The sequence below is a fragment of the Vibrio sp. AH4 genome, from assembly GCF_030710545.1.
In the GTDB taxonomy this organism is placed as follows: Bacteria; Pseudomonadota; Gammaproteobacteria; order Enterobacterales; family Vibrionaceae; genus Vibrio; species Vibrio metoecus.
This window is the reverse complement of the sequence record NZ_JALAIV010000001.1, coordinates 1,469,476-1,488,273: the sequence shown is the minus strand read 5'-3', so window position 1 is coordinate 1,488,273 and position 18,798 is coordinate 1,469,476. Positions and strand designations below refer to the sequence as shown.

Genomic DNA, 18,798 nt, shown 5'->3' with positions numbered 1-18,798 from the left:
TTCACTCAGTTGATTATAAAAATACGAGCGAACATCCTTGGAAACTTGGCTCTCCCTAGCCCTTGTTTTCACTCAAATTGACTGAGAAACAGCGCCATAGAGGCCAAACTGTGGGCGTCAGAATAGCAAGTTTAACGATAAATTAAAATCTCATCATTTTGACCAACATAGCAACTTGAGACTAAAGTTTTAGCTTTCTCACTGAGTGAAAAGCGCCCAATATGCCTTAGTCGCTCACTTTGGCTATTTAAATGTGGTGCCAATAATGAAATAGATCGAGTCATAATTCTGTTCGGTACGCCCATACCCAAACATAATCGGTCCAATCGGTGAGTTGACTCCAGCAAAGACTGAACCCGCGGCATATAAGGGTGCGTCTTGCAAACTCAGGTTGGTATCTGACCATACGCCGCCATATTCTATCGAAGCACCGAGGTAAACCGGCGAGGTGAACATTCCGAAATCATTATCAAACCAACGGTAGCGGTAAACCAAATTTCCGTACACTTTGTTTTGACCTATCAAGCTATTACGCGGGATGCCAGACAAATTAAGAAAACCACCGATACTTTTCGGATCTATCGGGGTCGATGAGTGCTTACTCTTCACCACGCCAAGATCAAGATTTGCGACTAAAGTATGGCGCGAAATGGTCTGCGCAGCGACAAATCGTCCGGAAAGTTCGTACACCGTATCTGAAGAGAGCGCATCATTCGACAGTGGATTACTACCCTCAAAGCTGTCTCTGGAGATCAGATATTCCAAATCAAAATAGACACCTTGTTGTGGCAAGCTGAAATCATCCAAAGTGTCGTGTCGATAATCGAAAAATACTCCACGCCGATTAAATGAAAAATCGCCAAATGCCGGTAACGAGGATGCTCGCCCATTGCCCTTACTGTAGCGTGTGCCGAGTTTGATTTCTCGCCACAACTCAATTTGATAACCGAGTGCAATCTCCCCTATCCACTCTGAATAAGTGATCGGTAAGTAATTTTCGGTCGCACTGAGTGACGTATCTTCAAATCCAGCAATCGGGGCATTGCGTCGTTCGTTACTGTAACGCAGCGAAGCCGTAGTAAAGGTTTTTTGTCCCGATAGCAAAGGAGAATAGAGTTCTGCTTCAATCAGTTTGTCGGTTCCCATATCCATATTGAGAGCCAATTCCGCACCATGCGAATTGATGTCGGTAAAATTGGTAGAAACTCCCAAAGCATATTGGCTTTCGGTTTCAAAATCATCTTCCAGAAAGAAGCGAAAGTTAACGTAATTAGGCCCCCACGACTTTTCGCGAACATCGATCACTAGCTGTTCTGTGTCTTGTTGCTGCTCGTATTGATAGCGCACCAGCTCGAACCGATCTAACGCATAAAGATCTTCGATACTGGTTTCAATCTCTTCGGTGCTGAGCTTTTGCGCGGGTTCTAAATTGAGTCGGTTCAGTAGCAGCAGATCGCTATAGTGGGTATTGTTTTGCAGAACAATTTCGTCAACTTTAACATTATCACCATAACGCAGCGTTTTACGGCGCTCTTCTTTGGCATCTATGTAGTTTTGGTATTGCGCTGAACTTAAGGCGATTTTCTGTAAAAAGGCTTGGTTATCCATCGCGACTTGATAGCCCATCGCAAAGGCATCAGGCATTTTATCAAACTCGGTGGTTTCCATTTTTCCCACCTGAGGACGCAACAATAGGTCGCGCTCAGTCAAGGTATCACTCTGTTTTTCTGTGCTACGACGCACAAGATAATTGGAGAGCTGATCGGCCACCGTAAACAGATTGGTGAAATCTTCTTGGGTTTTATAGTCGGTACTGATATCGACAGCGATAACAATGTCTGCGCCCATCGCACGGGCAATATCCACTGGCATATTGTTGGTGACACCGCCGTCCACCAACCACATTCCTTCGATCTCATAAGGCGGTAATGCCCCCGGCACTGACATGCTCGCCATCATCGCATCGACTAAAAAGCCTTTATCAAGCACCACTTCTTGTAGATGGATGATATCGGTCGCGACAGCACGATAAGGGATCACCAACTGGTCAAAAGAATCAAAAGCGGGCAAATTGCCTGTGGTTTCACGCAACATGCGCAGCATGTTTTGTCCTTGCACCACGCCTTTGGGTGCGCGAACTTCCCCCCAATGCAAACCAAGATCTGTGGTGATTTGGTAGCGATCTTCGTACTCTTTGTCACGTACTCGACGTTGGCTACGATCAACGCGATCGCGATACCCACGGTTCCAATCAACGCTGTATATCAGTGCTTCGATCTCTTCTGCGCTCATGCCAGTGGCATATAAACCACCGACATACGCGCCCATACTAGTTCCTGTGATGATATCGACGGGAACGTGCAGCTCCTCCAGCGCTCTTAACACGCCCATATGCGCTGCACCTTTCGCGCCACCACCCGCCAGCACTAACGCGATTTTAGGGCGCTGAGCCGCCTGAGCATTGGTTTCTTGCGCCAACGCCAACGGAGCAAGTAATACTCCGAACATAACGCTGAATGACACCGCCCATTTCATCACGTGAGTTACCCTCTAAATCCTTAAGAATCAAACCACTATAAACGCCTAAATTCAGCCAAACAACTTGAAGTTTTAGGTCAGTGATAAATCGCGGTACTGCCTATCCTTGATTGACTCTTATCGCTAGCCTACCAAGGGAAAAGCTTTTTCAGCCATTCGGTCGGGCGGTTTTCACACTGCTGTTTCAATTGCTGCTGATTATCCCAGATCGGCAGTTTAAACGCGTTATCACAATCGAGCGTTAAACCACCTTGTGCCTGTTTCGCAAAACCGAAAGTGGTAATACCTTCCGGCCAAGGTAACTGTAATTTCTCTGGAATGCGATATTTCAAATACTGCGCATAAACACGTAATGCCCCACTTGCACCGGTGAGCTTGGTCGGTTGGTTATCGTCACGGCCAAGCCAAATCGTAGTCACTTCACGGCCATCGACCCCCACAAACCAACTGTCACGGTTATCGTTAGTAGTACCGGTTTTACCCGCCAAGGCAGCACTGCTGAATTGCGCATTTAGGTAGCGCCCAGTGCCTTCTTGCACCCCTTGTTTCATCGCGTAAGTGGTGAGCCATGCCGCTTGCTGATCGACCGCTTGCGACACTTTAGGTAGCGACTCATACAACACGTTGCCATCCAAATCGAGTACGGAACGCAGCGCCGAAAGTGGGGCTTTTTTGCCGGAATTGGTTAGCGTTTGGTACATCTGTGCGACTTGATACGGCGTAAGCGAGAACGAACCGAGCAACATGGAAGGTACAGGGCGAATTTCGTCGCGATTCACACCGAGTTTACCCAAGGTGGCTGAGACTTGATCAATCCCAAGCTTCATCCCCAAAGCCACGGTCGGTACATTCAGTGATTGAGCAAGCGCTAGGTAGAGTGGCACTTCGCCACGATATTTTCGGTCGTAGTTTCTCGGTGTCCACGCGCTGCCTTCACTGCCTTTTAAAGTGATCGGTTTATCTTCCAGTGTCGTGGCCAGATTGTATTGATCAGGATGAGTTAGCGCCGTGAGATAAACCGCAGGCTTAACCAGAGAGCCGATTTGTCGGCTGGCATTAAGCACGCGGTTAAAACCATCGTAACCCGTGCGCTTACCGCCAACCATGGCGCGAATTTCTCCACTGTTACGATCCACCGCAATCGCCGCAGCTTCGAGATCTTTCCCTGCTGTTTTGGCTAATTGCGGGATCTGATCGTTGATCGCTTGCTCAAGCTTGGACTGAGAAACGGGATCCAGCGAGGTGAACACACGCAACCCAGAGTCGGCTTTGAATTTGTCGCCCAATTTTTCTTTTAGCTCAATTGAGACTTGCTGAAAGTAGGCTGGCTGCCGACCGGCAATTTGCGCCGTTTTCTGCACATCCAACGGACGAGTCACAGCCTGTTGGTACTCTTGCGCGGTCAGAATATCCTGCTCCATCATCAACTTGAGCACCAGATCGCGCCGCTCACGAGCGCGTTCAGCAAAGCGCATCGGATTGTAATAAGAAGGCCCTTTGACCATGCCAACCAACAGCGCCAACTGATCAATCCGTAACTCTTGCAATGGCTGACCAAAATAGAGCCGTGAAGCTAAACCAAAACCGTGGATCGCATCCGCGCCACTTTGCCCTAAATAAACTTCGTTAAGATAGGCTTCAAGAATGCGATCTTTGCTGTAGCGATAATCAATGATCAGGGCCATATAGGCTTCGCGCAGCTTACGCCACAAGGTGCGATCACTGGAAAGGAAGATGTTTTTAGCAAGCTGCTGGGTCAAGGTACTCCCCCCTTGCACCGTGCGCCCCGCTTTAAGGTTGACCACCATAGCGCGACCAATCGCGAGTGGTGATACACCATCGTGCTGATAAAAATCGCGATCTTCGGTCACTAAGAGTGCATCTACCAACACTTCGGGGAATTGCTCACGGCGTAAAAAAAGTCGCTGCTCTGACGAATCTTTTTCTAGCATCCCCATCAATTTCGGCTCTAAACGCAAGTAGCCTAACTCGCGCTTTTGCTCTAATGATTCGATTTTGCTTAAACCGCTACCATCAAAGGTGAGCATAACGCGGCGATCCGGCTCTGGACCATCGGCAAATTCAAACGGACGGCGGATCAGTTCAATTCGAGTGGAAGAAGAAGAGTACTCTCCGGGAAAACGGGGCTGCGCGACCTTACGGTAGTTAAGCACATCGAGCTCATTACGTAGCTCTGGTAAGCTCAAGCCACCGCCAGGTTCAAGCGTCAAAATGCGCGCATACACCACGGTTGGTAAATCAAACAACTGCCCCTCAAAGCGCTGTTTGATCATCGAATCGAGATAAATACCAATAAAAACCAACACGGCGGCTAGCGCCAGTGCCACTTTCCAACCGATGCTCCAGATCCGACCTAGCCAAACTTGCAGCTTGGAGGAAGAGGCGCTTTTACCACTGCGCGCTTTGCGGGTGCGCGGCTTGTTACTACTTTTTCTTGTCATGCGTTCAATTGTCGTTTGGTTTTACTGGTTGCCACATGATTGGCAGGATCATCCGGCCACACATGTTTCGGGTAGCGGCCTTTCATCTCTTTTTGCACTTCTTTATACGCTCCCGCCCAAAAACTGGCGAGATCGCGGGTAACTTGCAACGGGCGCTGCGCGGGAGAAAGCAATTCCATCACCACGGCGCGCGTCCCTTTGGCAACACGCGGTGAACTTTGCTCACCAAACACTTCCTGCATGCGCACCGAGAGCGTAGGCTCCATCCCTAACTGATAACGGATTTTTTTATGATTCCCCGTTGGTAGCAGATGATGGGTTGGCAGCCACTCGTCAAGCTGCTGACTGAGCTCCCAGCCAAGATAGTGCTTCAGCGCTTGCAACACGGAGACACTCTGCAAACCTTTGACTGAGGTCACCCCAGCCAAATAAGGCTCTAACCACAGTTCGAGGCACGCCAGTAGCGTTTCATCGTCCAAGGCTGGCCACGCTTCTTCTGGCAGCCATTCGGCGGCGCAGCGTGCACGGGCAAGCCACTCGCTTGCGTCTTCGCTCCACTGTAACACTGTTAAGCCTTTGCGCCGTACATAGCTCAGCAAAGCTTGTGTCATTTTTTGTTTATCGGGTTCTGGCAGCTTTTCACGACGAAGCACCAATTGATCGATTCGCCACTGCGCTTCCGCGCTCAAGCGGCCGGCTTTTTCATCCCAATCCACTTGTTCAATCCGAGAAATCAGCGCTGGTAATACGCGCTCAAGCGCGAGGATATCCAGCTCAAGGGCGCTGAATATTTGACTGGCTTGGGTTTGGCCGCGCATTAAATCCAAGGCGACCAGATAATCGGCGGCGGACAAACGCTCTTCCACCGCTAACCAAGCGCCGTGACCATTGGCCAGTAAAAATTGCCCTGTTTGTTGGCCACGCTGCTGGGCAACCCGATCCGGAAAGGCCAAACACGCCACTAAAGGCAGCCATGCTGAATCAACCGAGGAAAGTGAAAATGCCGTATCGAGTTTGTGCGCCAAAGATTGGGCACGTTGGATCAGCAGTTTTTGTTTAGGATGACGACCTTGCTGCCAGCGGTGCAAGCTATGTTGTACATCAATCACTTGCCGTTCCGGCTCTTCAAGTAACACCGCCAACGCTAAAGCGCTTTGCAAAGCCGACTCACCTAAGCGATCGGCACGCAGCAGCATCGCCGCAATCCGTGGCTCAACGCCAAGTAAGTGAGCTTCTTTACCCGCCGCAGTGAGTTGTGTGCGTGCATCCAAAAGGCCAAGACGCTGCAACAGTTGCTGCGCCTGCGCAAACGCACTGCTCGGTGGCAAATTCAACCAAGCCAAGTCGCTAGGTTGCGCGCCCCATTGCGCGAGTTCTAACGCCAACGGTGCTAAATCCGTGTGTAGCATTTCCGGCTCTGGCACCCAAGGCTGCTGCTTAAGCTGCGCTTCGCTGTATAAGCGCACACAAATCCCCGGCTCTAAACGTCCAGCGCGCCCTGCCCGCTGTTCAGCTGAAGACTGCGCAATCCGCACTTGTTCAAGACGGGTAATGCCGGTTTTGAGGTCAAACCGCGCGCTGCGTTCAAGCCCACTATCCAGTACCATGCGAATGCCTTCGATGGTCAGCGAGGTTTCAGCAATATTGGTCGCCAATACCACTTTGCGCCGCCCCGAAACAGTGGGGGCAATTGCGCGCTGCTGCGCGGCAAAGTCCATCTGTCCATACAAAGGGCAGATTTCAACCTCGTTGACCAAATCGCTCAACTGTTCCGTTAACTGGTTGATGCTGGCGGCGCCGGGCAAAAATGCTAACAATGAGCCCGTTTCATGCTGCAATAGATGACGAATTTGTCGCTGCATCGCCGGCACCAAAGGTTCATCAATCCGCATAGGTTGATAGCGAATCTCAATCGGGAAACCACGCCCTTGTGATTCGACATAGCTCGCTTGCGGCAGTAAATTCTGCAAAGCTTGCTGATCGAGTGTGGCCGACATCACCACGATTTTTAAATCGTCCCGCAGCGCAGACTGCACTTCAAGCGCCAACGCTAAGGCAGTATCGGCGTGAATGCTGCGTTCATGAAACTCATCGAAAATCAGCACATCCACCCCATCCAGCTCAGGATCGTTTTGCAGCATGCGCGTCATAATGCCTTCCGTCACAATCTCCAGTTGAGTTGAACGGCTGACTCGGTTTTCACCTCGCACCCGATACCCTACGCGCTGCCCAACCTCTTCACCCAGTTGCTGCGCCAAATAGCGGGCAATGTTGCGCGCAGCCAAACGGCGCGGCTCCAGCATGATGATTTTGCCGTTGAAGAGTCCCGCTTGCAGCAATTGCAACGGAAAGTAGGTGGACTTACCAGCACCCGGCGCGGCTTTGAGAATAAGTTGCGGAGAGTGAGTGAGGCCAGCCAACAACGTTGGCATCACCTCAATAATGGGCAGTGGTGACAAGAGCGGTTCCTACAGCATGAAATGGCCGCGCCATTGTACATAAAACTGAGTAAGCGCCCAAAGTGCATTCCGGTAAAACCTGAATGCACGACTGAGATTAAACTTATTGCGCTGCAGAGACATGCGCTTCCGGTTGAGCCGTCACAGGCACAGCGAGAAGCGGCTCTGAGACGAGCGAGGCACTCTCTTGCGGTTCAACCTGTAGCGGTTCAGCTAACACCGGAGCAACATTCAGATCATGTTCATTCGCTGTGTTAGTCCGTGCAGTTTCAGCGTTGATGAATGCCTGATCATCGACCAGCACGTTGGGCGCTTCAACTCGCTCAGAAGTCTTGGCCTCATTGACAGACTCAGGTTTAAGCTGCATCCAAGCATTGAGTGCTAGGGCCTGATCGTGAGTCAAAATGCCGTTATGTCCTGCAATAATGCCGTCCGAAACCGCTAACACCCACACCGCTTGACGATTCGCATCTTCACAACTTTCAACGGTTTTTCGTGCATAAAGCCTAGCGCGAATTTTCCAGCCCGCACCATCCAATATTTGCATACAACCCGGTTTAGCATCGTGCTCGACTAGCCACTGAGGGATCTTGACTGCTTTATTGCAATCATGCCCCGAACACGGATCCACATCATGAGTGATTGCCCAAGAATTCCCCACCGCGCGCTCGCCATCCTTAATCCAGTTAAAAGCTTCACGCACCGCAAAGTCCGTTTTCGACTGCAATACCAACATAGATGGAGCAAAGCCTTTGGGGCTGAGCCACTTATCCAGTGGCTGGTACTCTTTGGCTGAAGCCGCGGGATTTAAAAGTACGGTCAAATTCGTTTCACCACGACCGGCGGCCAGATTGTCCAAAATCGCCTGTTTACGGGCGTGGAGCGCGACCACTCCGCCAAGGCTGTGTCCCACCAAAATATAGCGGCCAAGTGTTCCTTGACGACGCAGATCTTCCAGAGAGTTCAGCAGATTTCTCACCCCATGCTCCCCAACTCGCCGAGCCACCTGCTTACTGGTCAAAATCGTCGGAAAGTCCAGCGCTTCCACTTGACTGGTAGGGTCATCTGAACCATCAAGCCAGAAAGGGTCATATTGATCGCCACGCCAACCAATATACAACCCAATCAAACCGGGATGGCTTTTAGCCATTTCACGATGAAAACGTTGAAAAGCGACAAAATTATCGTCAGTCGGCGCGGCATTGTGGTGCCAGCCATGAATGAAGATCAGCAGTTCTGCCCCAGGCGTTTTTGCCAATCGCGCCTTTAGCGCTTGATATTGCCCCGGCAGGTGCATTTCACCATTATCATTGAATTCAATAACATGGAAATCAGACTGGCTCAGTTCAGGTGTTACCTGATGATAGGGCATATCGGGAATGCGGGTAGACCAAATCGACAACGCAAGAACAACCAGTAACACAACCTTAAATATGGCTATATTTTTCAAAAGGTTACGCAAGAACGCCTACCACAAAAATTGTACCCATCATCGGGCGGGCGCCAATTATATGTCCAACTCTACCGCTGCGCTAGAGGCCGTATTCATCTCTTTTATCACTTCCTTTTTATTCATCAATATCAACTCGACTCACCTGATGATAAAGAGCGATTGAACATGCCACTCAAACATTCTCGCCATCGCCTGTCGCTGTGACAAAGGCTGCTTTGATATGCTTAAATGATGTGCCGTCGAACAGACAAAAGACCAAGAAGTAGCAACATGAATTTTTCTCCACCGCTGCAAAAAGGAACCCTACTCAAACGTTACAAACGCTTTTTGGCCGATGTGGCGCTAGAGGATGGCACAGTGATGACCATGCACTGCGCCAATACCGGTGCCATGACCGGCTGCGCTGAACCAGGCAGTACCGTGTGGTTCTCAACCTCAGATAATCCCAAGCGCAAGTACGCCCACAGTTGGGAACTGACAGAAACTAAGACCGGTGATTGGATCTGCGTCAATACAGCTCGCGCCAACACATTAGTCGTTGAAGCCATTCGAGCCGGTCGAATTCCTCCACTACAGGGGTATACAGAACTCTACACTGAAGTGAAGTATGGCCATGAAAATAGCCGTATCGATATCTTGCTAAAGTCAGATTCTCAACCAAACTGCTTTATAGAAGTAAAAAGCGTCACTCTTTTGGATGAGATTCAAGGTGATAAAGGACAAGGTTATTTCCCTGATGCCGTCACGACTCGCGGGCAAAAACATCTGCGTGAATTAGCGGAAATGGCCAAAGATGGAAGCAGGTCGGTACTTTTGTTTGCCGTTTTACATTCAGGGATTGAAAAAGTCTCTCCCGCTCTCCATATAGACGCGAACTATTCACAGTTACTAAAAGCGGCACAAGAAGCCGGGGTGGAAGTGTTGTGCTACAAGGCATCACTTTCAGAGTTCGAAATCCAAATGGTATCTGAGGTCAAATTTGCCCATCAAGTGACAAAAAATTGATGGTGTCTTCACATTGACGATAACTTTACGTTGGATTGTTTGCCTCACCCACTTCTTTTTGCTATAGATACCCGCCTTAAATTTAACTGCTCTCGCAGTTGACTAGGGTTAGTAGGAGATCTGTATGACAGAGTCTAAAAAGAAAACGCTAGGCATCCTAGCCATCGCTGGTGTTGAGCCATATCAGGAAAAGCCGGGTGAAGAATATATGTCGCCTGCGCAAGTTATTCATTTTACAAAAATTTTGGAAGCGTGGCGCAACCAACTGAGAGAAGAAGTGGACCGCACCGTTCACCACATGCAGGATGAAGCAGCCAACTTCCCAGACCCTGTTGACCGTGCTTCTCAAGAAGAAGAGTTCAGCTTAGAACTGCGTAACCGTGATCGCGAACGCCGCCTGATCAAGAAAATCGAAAAGACCCTCGACAAGATTAAAGAAGAGGATTTCGGTTTCTGTGATTCATGTGGTGTCGAAATTGGTATTCGTCGTCTAGAAGCTCGCCCAACCGCAGATCTGTGTATCGATTGCAAAACACTCGCTGAAATCAAAGAAAAGCAAATGCTTGGCTAAGATAAAGCAGTAAAGAAAAGGGAGCACACGCTCCCTTTTCTTGTTTCTTTGCATTTGAAAGGTAAATCGCCCTATGAACTATATTGGTCGCTTCGCCCCCTCACCTTCAGGCCCGTTGCATTTTGGTTCGTTGATTGCGGCTTTAGGGAGCTATTTCCAAGCCAAAGCCCATCAAGGTAAATGGCTGGTTCGTATTGAAGACCTTGACCCTCCCCGCGAAATGCCGGGCGCGGCAGCGCATATCCTACGTACATTAGAGGCTTATGGCCTGCATTGGGATGACACGGTGGTTTACCAAAGCCAGCGACATGCCTTGTACCAAGATCAAATTAATCAATGGCTCGCCACAGGCCAAGCCTACTACTGCCAGTGCACTCGTAAAGAGATCAAGGCCATGGGCGGCTTTTATAATGGCTACTGTAAAAACCATTCCCCCGCACAGCAGCAAGACTGCTCCATTCGGCTGCGGATGGATAACCCAGTACAAGATTTCATTGATTTGAAACACGGCTCAATCACCATACCAAAAGCCTTAGCGGAAGAGGATTTCATCATCAAACGTCGTGATGGCCTGTTTGCTTATAACCTCGCGGTGGTGTTGGATGATATTGACCAAGGTGTCACTCAAGTGGTGCGTGGAGCCGATTTGATTGAACCGACAGGGCGGCAAATCAGCCTGTATCACACTTTAAAACAAAAGCCGGTCAGCTACTTACATTTGCCTTTGGCGATGGATGGTAACGGGAATAAACTCTCGAAACAGAATCACGCTCCAGCGATTGAGTCATCACATCCTAGGCAGACGATTTCGCATGCCATGCAGTTTCTAGGCTTTGTATTGCCTACGGATTTTTCCGATGCGAATACTGAGCAAATGCTGGCTTGGGGATGCCAACATTGGCAGGTGAACCAACTGCCGGAAGCGATCGAGATCACACCAAGATTCTCAAATGGTCCGGCTTAAGCTATTATTAGCGCCAAATTCCGTCCGTGTGAGCGTTAAATTAAGCAGCGTAGCGCTTACAGCGGCAACAGCAATCATTGTCAGAAGCACATGAATAATAACGATTTTGAACCGAGCAACACTCGCACATATCCAGACTTAGCTTTGACGATTATTCCGCGTCAGGAACACCCTATCTCGCGTCAGCAGATCAGCGAAAATGCACTGAAAGTGCTCTATCGCTTGCATGGCGCAGGGTTTGAAGCCTTCCTTGTCGGCGGTGGTGTGCGTGACTTACTCCTTGGCGGCAAGCCAAAAGACTTTGATGTGGCCACCAACGCCACGCCAGAGCAGCTGCGCCAACTGTTTCGTAACTGTCGTCTGATTGGTCGTCGTTTTCGTCTGGCTCACATTATGTTTGGACGCGACATTGTTGAAGTTGCGACTTTCCGTGGCCATCATCAAGAGACGAGCCAAAGCCAAAATATTGCAGCGCAATCGGAAGCGGGCATGCTGCTGCGCGACAACGTGTACGGCACAATTGACGAAGATGCTGAGCGCCGCGATTTCACCATCAATGCAATGTATTACAACATTGCAGACTACAGCATTCACGACTATGCCGGTGGCATGGAAGATCTGGAAGATCGCCTAGTACGTCTAATTGGCGACCCAGAAACTCGCTATCGCGAGGATCCGGTGCGGATGCTGCGTGCGGTGCGCTTTGCAGTCAAACTCGATTTTGATATCGAGGAAGACACCGCCGAGCCGATTGAGCACCTTGCGCCTCTGCTGCGTGACATTCCTGCCGCTCGTCTTTATGAAGAGTCGCTAAAAATGCTGCAAGCGGGTCATGGTTTAGAAACCTACCACTTGATGCGTCAGTACAATCTGTTCCAGCAGCTTTTCCCAACCATCGCGGAACATTTCACCGCTGATCACAGCTCGCAAACCGAGCAGATGTTGGATTTGGTGCTGGATGCGACCGATATTCGTGTCGAAGAAGATCTGCGTATCAACCCGGCCTTTATGTTTGCCGCTATGCTGTGGTATCCGATGATCACGCTCGCCGATCAACTGATGGAGTCTCTGAGTCTCCACGAGTTTGATGCCATGACCGAAGCCAGTAACCGCATTTTAGATGAAGTGGTGAAACGTATCGCGATCCCACGTCGTCACACGACGACCATTCGTGATATTTGGCAGTTACAACAACGCTTACCACGTCGCAGTGGCAAACGGGCTTTCCGTTTATTGGAGCTGAGCAAGTTCCGCGCAGGCTTTGATTTCCTCGAAATGCGTGGCGAAATTGAAGGCGGCGAAACCAAGCAATTGGCCGAATGGTGGGCCACTTTTCAAAACGCGGGGCGCAATATGCGTCAGGCGATGGTGGGTGACATGGGGAACGCAACAGGTACAGGTAAACCCAGCTCACGCCGCCGTAAACCATCACGCAATAAGCCAAAGAGTAAATCGAGCGAATGATGCTTGCCTACATTGCGATTGGCAGTAACTTGGGCGACCCAGTCGCTCAAGCCCAACAAGCCATACAACAGCTTACTCAATTACCGAAGTCGCGCCTTATCGCGGCTTCATCGCTCTATAGCAGCACTCCAATGGGACCGCAAAATCAGCCAGATTACATTAATGCGGTCGCGGCCATTGAAACCGAATTAACGCCACTGGAACTGCTCGATTGCACACAACGCATTGAACTGGAACAGGGGCGTGTCCGTAAAAACGAACGATGGGGACCGAGAACACTCGATCTCGATATTGTGCTTTACGGCAATGAGGTGATAGAGACCGAGCGCCTGACCATTCCGCACTATGGAATGAAAGTACGTGAATTCGTACTGTATCCGCTCGCGGAAATCGCACCAAATTTAACTCTCCCTGACGGGACTGAAATCCAAGCGTTATTGCAACAAGTACCGCTCAATGGGCTCAGCATTTGGCATTCGCCAACGTCGAGTAAGGACTAAAAATGAAAAAAATTACCATCAACGACCTGATGAAATGGAAGCAGGAAGGTCGCAAATTTGCTACATCAACCGCTTATGATGCGAGTTTTGCTCAGTTATTTGAGAGCCAAGAAATGCCAGTCCTGTTGGTTGGTGATTCACTTGGCATGGTGTTACAAGGAGAAGCCGACACCTTACCCGTGACGGTGGATGAGATTGCCTACCACACTCGTTGTGTACGTAAAGGCAGCCCCAATTGCCTGCTCATGGCAGATATGCCTTTCATGAGCTATGCCACGCCTGAACAAGCGTGTGAAAATGCCGCCAAGCTGGTTCGCGCCGGTGCGAACATGGTGAAAATTGAAGGTGGCGATTGGTTAGTCGACACCGTAAAAATGTTGACTGAACGTGCAGTGCCAGTGTGCGCTCACCTCGGCTTAACACCGCAGTCGGTCAATATTTTTGGTGGCTACAAAGTACAAGGCCGCGAGCAAGATAAAGCGGATCGCATGGTACGTGATGCGCTGGCGCTGCAAGAAGCAGGCGCGCAAATTATCCTGTTGGAATGTGTGCCAGCCGAACTAGCGAACCGCATCACCCAACTTCTTGATGTTCCAGTGATCGGTATCGGTGCCGGCAACGGCACAGATGGTCAAATTCTCGTAATGCACGATATGTTTGGAATTTCGGCGAACTACATGCCAAAATTCTCGAAAAATTTCTTGGCTGAGACAGGCGACATTCGCCAAGCGGTTACCAAGTACATCAACGATGTCGAGAGTGGCGCTTTCCCAGATCTCGCTCATACCATTGCCTAAGGAGTCATTCATGCAAGTTTTTGCTGACATTGCCGTTCTTCGCGAGCAAATCAAACAGATCAAGCGTGAGGGTCGTCGAGTCGCTTTTGTGCCGACCATGGGTAATTTACATGAAGGCCATTTAACTCTGGTTCGTAAAGCTCGTGAACTGGCCGATGTAGTCGTTGTGAGTATTTTCGTCAATCCGATGCAATTTGATCGTGCAGAAGATTTAAAAAACTACCCACGCACCCTAGAAGACGATTTGAGTAAACTCAATGGCGAAGGGGTTGATCTCGTATTAACGCCAACACCAGAAACCATGTACCCACAAGGTTTGGATAAACAAACCTTTGTTGAAGTCCCAGGGCTTTCTTTCATGCTGGAAGGCGCTTCTCGCCCTGGTCATTTCCGTGGTGTCGCCACGATCGTCACTAAGCTATTTAACATTGTACAGCCTGATGTGGCGTGCTTTGGCGAAAAAGATTACCAACAATTGGCGGTGATCCGCCAAATGGTGGACGATCTGTGCATGGATATCGAAATTGTCGGTGTTGCGACGGTTCGTGAATTGGACGGTTTGGCGATGAGCTCGCGCAACAATTTACTGACGCTAAATGAGCGCCAACGTGCGCCCGTTTTGGCGCGCACTATGCGCTGGATCAGTAGCGCCATTCGTGGTGGTCGCGATGATTATCCATCAATCATTGAAGATGCGGTGGATCAGCTGCGCGCGGCCGATCTAGAGCCAGATGAAATCTTTATCCGTGATGCACGCACTCTGCTACCTATCAGCAGTGAGAGTAAGCAAGCAGTGATCCTGATGTCCGCTTTCCTTGGTAAAGTACGTTTGATTGATAACCAAGTTCTCGATCTGCAAACCGACACCAAAGCCAGCAGCGAAGAAGAATAATTCTCTTGTCTCTGGATCAAAAAAGGTCAACCTCGGTTGACCTTTTTTATATCTATTCATTCAGTTAGCTGCGCAGCCCTTTGCCTTTGGTCACCAAATAATGCGCCACACAGTACAGCGCCACCACAAAGGCCATTAACACGGCAAACGAAGTCGTGATATTCACATCCGATACACCGAGGAAACCGTAACGGAACGCATTGACCATATAGACGATGGGATTGATCTTCGATACCCCCTGCCAAAACTCAGGCAGCAAGCTAATCGAATAAAACACCCCACCGAGGTAAGTCAGCGGCGTGAGGACAAAGGTCGGGACAATCGAGATGTCATCGAACGTTTTAGCAAACACCGCGTTAATCAAGCCGCCAAGAGAAAAAACGACGGACGTTAAAAACACCGTCGCAATGATGATTCCCCAGTGATCCACTTTAAGATCAACAAATAACAGTGATACCACTGTCACCATCGCGCCAACTAACAGACCACGTGCGACCCCGCCCATCACATAACCGGCGATAATCACGTAGTTTGGCACCGGAGCCACCAGCAGCTCTTCAATGTTCTTTTGAAACTTAGAGCTAAAGAAAGACGACGCCACATTGGAATAAGAGTTGGTGATCACCGACATCATGATGAGACCCGGCACGATATATTCCATATAGCTGAAACCGTTCATCTGCCCAATTCGAGAGCCAATCAAGTTACCAAAGATGATGAAGTACAACGTCATGGTAATCGCAGGCGGCACTAAGGTTTGTACCCAAATCCGCGTGAAACGGTTAATTTCTTTGCCCAGCAGACTGCAAAATGCCGTCCAATAAATTTGATACATGCTGATTAACCTCGCTTACCACTATTCACTATGCTGACAAACAGCTCTTCCAAACGGTTTACTTTGTTGCGCATGGAAAGGACCTTTACCCCTTGCTCCGTGAGTTGGGTAAACACATGGTTGATCCCTTGGCTTTTTTCTAATTCGATTTCCAACGAGCCTTCCACCATCTGTTGCTTCACAACACCTTGCAATGGCGCAATACTTTCGGTGCCATCCACATCCAACACGAAAGTCTCAACATCCAACTTACTCAGCAGAGATTTCATGGTGGTGTTTTCAATCAACTCACCACGTTGAATGATGCCAATATGACGACAAAGCATTTCCGCTTCTTCGAGATAGTGGGTAGTCAAAATGATAGTGACACCTTGGGCATTAATCTGCTTGAGGAACTCCCACATGGAGCGACGCAGTTCAATATCAACCCCCGCCGTGGGTTCATCAAGGATCAACAGTTGTGGCTCATGCATTAACGCACGCGCAATCATCAAACGGCGTTTCATACCACCGGAAAGGTTTCTGGCTCGCTCGCTGCGTTTTTCCCATAGATCGAGTTGCGTCAGGTATTTTTTCGCACGCTCTTTCGCCAAGGCTTTAGGCACGCCATAGTACCCCGCTTGCTGCAGGACTATCTGCTCAACGGTTTCGAATGGATTGAAGTTGAACTCTTGTGGCACTAAGCCGAGTTGCTGCTTAGCCAGTTCTAGTTGCGAATCAAGATCGTAACCAAATACGCAGACTTTGCCGGAGGTTTTATTGACCAGTGATGAGATGATGCCAATAGTGGTCGATTTTCCTGCGCCGTTGGGGCCCAACAGAGCATAAAAATCTCCCTTTTTGACTTGCAAACTAATGCCTTTGAGCGCTTCAAAGCCACCAGCATACGTTTTTTTAAGTTGTTCTATTTCTAGTGCATACATGGCAGAAACCTTGTTATCAATAACAACCACGATGTTGCGCTTTTATGGCGTTTTTTCAACCCTTTATTGGCTAAGGGCAATCATTAATACAGAAATGGCTAATTTAGATTTTCATTTCATTCAAACCCTCAGAGACAACAATGCCGCATTTTCTGCGGCATTGTTTAGGTTCAAATGCTTACTGGTCAGTGGTCACCTGCTTTACCGCAGCATTAAGGGCTTCATAACGGAAGCAAAAAGTATTCGAATCAGGAACCAGCTCAATCACATGGAATTTTTCCAGCTCCGCCCGTGTTTTCTCATTCGGACAGAGTAGATAGACTTCGCAATGCGCTTCCTGCGCATCGCGGATCGCGTTTTCCAACGCCAATCCGACAGTGACATCGATCATCGGCACATCAGTCAGATCGAGGATCATCGCCTGATACTTATCTACGCTGCTGTGTTGACGGGTAATCGCTTTTGAAACACTGAAAATCATCGGCCCCGACAAATAGAAAAACAGCACTTTACCATTGGCTTTATCGAGCAACTTGCGCTCACTTTCGGTCAACGGTACATCATCGTCATCAGCATCACTGATCGCCTTCACTTGACGCGCTTGCTCTCGGCTTAAACGTTCAATGACGAGAATGTTGGAGATGAACACGCCAAGGCCAACCGCCACAATCAAATCCACAAACACAGTCAACAGCATCACGCCGTACATAATGGCCATACCTTGCAGACTGATTTTGTGTGCACGTTGAATAAATGCCCAGTCGAGGATATTCACCCCAACATACACCGCAATCCCTGCCAACACCGCCATCGGGATAGGCTCAGTTAAACTGCCCGCAACCAAAACGACCAGAGCTAAAACTAAGGCTCGTGTCACACCAGACAAGGGGGATCGCGCCCCCACTTGAATGTTCGTCACCGTGCCCATGGTGGCACCAGCCCCAGGTAAAGCACCAAACAAACCTGCAACCATATTGGCCATTCCCTGCCCTTGCAGTTCACGATCCGAATCGTGCTCTTTACGCGTGAGAGAATCGCCAATGACTGCCGTTAACAGAGTATCTATACAGCCCAAAGTACCAAGTACAAGGGCATCAATCACCATAGTCACTACCATTTCGCTGGTGAAAGTAGGAACGACGATACTCGGTAACCCCGCTGGAATTTCACCAATCCGCCGGATGTCATCAGTATCAAAAAAGATCACTGAAAATAACGTCACCGCCACCAACGCGACCAGCTGTGCTGGAACGTGTTTGCGATATTTTTGTGGTAAAAAAAACAAAATTCCCAATGTGAGCAATCCTAAAAACAGCTCACTGAATTTCAAATTAACCAACAGGTCTGGTAAAGCCGATAGAGTGCCAACCACACCACCACCGGGAGAAGAATGACCAAGAAGGGGAGCAAGTTGCAGGATAATCAGTATCACCCCTATACCCGACATAAAGCCAGATACCACGCTATAAGGCATGAGCGTGATGTATTTGCCGAGCTTGAGCGTACCGAGCAAAATCTGGAATGCTCCCGCCATCATCACCACGGTAAACGCAATCGCCGCGCCTGATTCTGGGTAGCGTGAAACCATGGTCGTCAAAATGGCGGTCATGATCACCGTCATAGGTCCTGTCGGCTCGGAAATCAAGGTTGAGGAGCCACCAAACAAAGCCGCAAATAACCCAACGAAAATGGCCCCCCATAATCCCGCTTCAGCACCGGCACCAGAAGCCACACCAAATGCCAATGCCAATGGCAGAGAGATAATGGCAGTGGTTACCCCGCCAAAGAGATCGCCACGTAAATTAAGATCCGCAAATCGAGACTGAAACACATCCCCTTCCTCTCGGTGTTATCGAACGCCTTAGTTTAAGTCGAATGTTGTAAAAACACGTCAGATGAGTTAATCAGAAGGTAAATTTTATGGGATTGAATTTG

At 49.3% G+C, this 18,798-nt stretch carries 13 protein-coding genes and 1 pseudogene; 7 read left to right on the top strand and 7 right to left on the bottom strand.

Annotation, left to right across the window (positions count from 1 at the left end):
* Positions 1-243 precede the first annotated feature (243 nt).
* From MKA69_RS07110 to MKA69_RS07095, 4 genes and pseudogenes are all read right to left on the bottom strand, one after another.
* Entirely contained in the window at positions 244-2,535 is a 2,292-nt protein-coding gene (locus tag MKA69_RS07110) for a patatin-like phospholipase family protein (protein WP_305848232.1), read from the bottom strand.
* A gap of 131 nt (positions 2,536-2,666) precedes the next feature.
* Positions 2,667-5,000, bottom strand: coding sequence for a penicillin-binding protein 1B (gene mrcB, locus MKA69_RS07105; RefSeq protein WP_305847748.1), 2,334 nt, complete (start codon positions 4,998-5,000; stop codon positions 2,667-2,669).
* Complete coding sequence (gene hrpB / locus MKA69_RS07100; RefSeq protein ID WP_305847747.1) at positions 4,997-7,459, bottom strand: ATP-dependent helicase HrpB; 2,463 nt, start codon at positions 7,457-7,459, stop codon at positions 4,997-4,999. The genes mrcB and hrpB overlap by 4 nt, the downstream gene beginning before the upstream one ends.
* Before the next feature lie 354 nt (positions 7,460-7,813).
* Positions 7,814-8,894, bottom strand: a pseudogene (locus tag MKA69_RS07095) (alpha/beta hydrolase); the annotation flags it as partial.
* A gap of 288 nt (positions 8,895-9,182) precedes the next feature.
* On the opposite strand from MKA69_RS07095, the gene sfsA reads away from it, so the two are divergent.
* From sfsA to panC, 7 genes are all read left to right on the top strand, one after another.
* The gene (sfsA, locus tag MKA69_RS07090; RefSeq protein WP_055029704.1) at positions 9,183-9,917 is read left to right on the top strand and encodes a DNA/RNA nuclease SfsA; all 735 of its coding nucleotides are present in this window, start codon (positions 9,183-9,185) and stop codon (positions 9,915-9,917) included.
* A gap of 124 nt (positions 9,918-10,041) precedes the next feature.
* Positions 10,042-10,488: an RNA polymerase-binding protein DksA gene (gene dksA / locus MKA69_RS07085; protein ID WP_000140365.1), complete on the top strand. Its 447-nt coding sequence runs from the start codon at positions 10,042-10,044 to the stop codon at positions 10,486-10,488.
* 73 nt (positions 10,489-10,561) lie between these two features.
* A complete protein-coding gene (gene gluQRS / locus MKA69_RS07080) occupies positions 10,562-11,452 on the top strand; it encodes a tRNA glutamyl-Q(34) synthetase GluQRS (RefSeq protein WP_055029705.1) in 891 nt (296 codons plus the stop codon).
* 90 nt (positions 11,453-11,542) lie between these two features.
* Positions 11,543-12,916, top strand: a complete 1,374-nt coding sequence (gene pcnB, locus MKA69_RS07075; protein WP_055029706.1) for a polynucleotide adenylyltransferase PcnB — start codon at positions 11,543-11,545, stop codon at positions 12,914-12,916.
* Positions 12,913-13,416, top strand: a complete 504-nt coding sequence (folK, locus tag MKA69_RS07070; protein WP_000978985.1) for a 2-amino-4-hydroxy-6-hydroxymethyldihydropteridine diphosphokinase — start codon at positions 12,913-12,915, stop codon at positions 13,414-13,416. Before pcnB ends, folK begins: the two co-directional genes overlap by 4 nt.
* Positions 13,417-13,418: 2 nt before the next feature.
* Positions 13,419-14,213, top strand: a complete 795-nt coding sequence (gene panB, locus MKA69_RS07065; RefSeq protein ID WP_055031739.1) for a 3-methyl-2-oxobutanoate hydroxymethyltransferase — start codon at positions 13,419-13,421, stop codon at positions 14,211-14,213.
* Between the two features lie 10 nt (positions 14,214-14,223).
* Positions 14,224-15,105 carry a pantoate--beta-alanine ligase gene (gene panC, locus MKA69_RS07060; protein ID WP_305847746.1) on the top strand — a complete coding sequence of 294 codons (882 nt, stop codon included), beginning with the start codon at positions 14,224-14,226 and terminating at the stop codon, positions 15,103-15,105.
* A 64-nt stretch (positions 15,106-15,169) separates the two neighbouring features.
* Here the strand turns inward: panC and MKA69_RS07055 are convergent, their stop codons facing one another.
* From MKA69_RS07055 to MKA69_RS07045, 3 genes are all read right to left on the bottom strand, one after another.
* Complete coding sequence (locus tag MKA69_RS07055; RefSeq protein ID WP_154138630.1) at positions 15,170-15,940, bottom strand: ABC transporter permease; 771 nt, start codon at positions 15,938-15,940, stop codon at positions 15,170-15,172.
* A 5-nt stretch (positions 15,941-15,945) separates the two neighbouring features.
* On the bottom strand, positions 15,946-16,863 hold the full coding sequence (locus MKA69_RS07050) for an ABC transporter ATP-binding protein (protein WP_000271058.1): 918 nt from the start codon (positions 16,861-16,863) through the stop codon (positions 15,946-15,948).
* 178 nt (positions 16,864-17,041) lie between these two features.
* Complete coding sequence (locus MKA69_RS07045; RefSeq protein WP_055033950.1) at positions 17,042-18,694, bottom strand: SulP family inorganic anion transporter; 1,653 nt, start codon at positions 18,692-18,694, stop codon at positions 17,042-17,044.
* Positions 18,695-18,798: the final 104 nt, after the last annotated feature.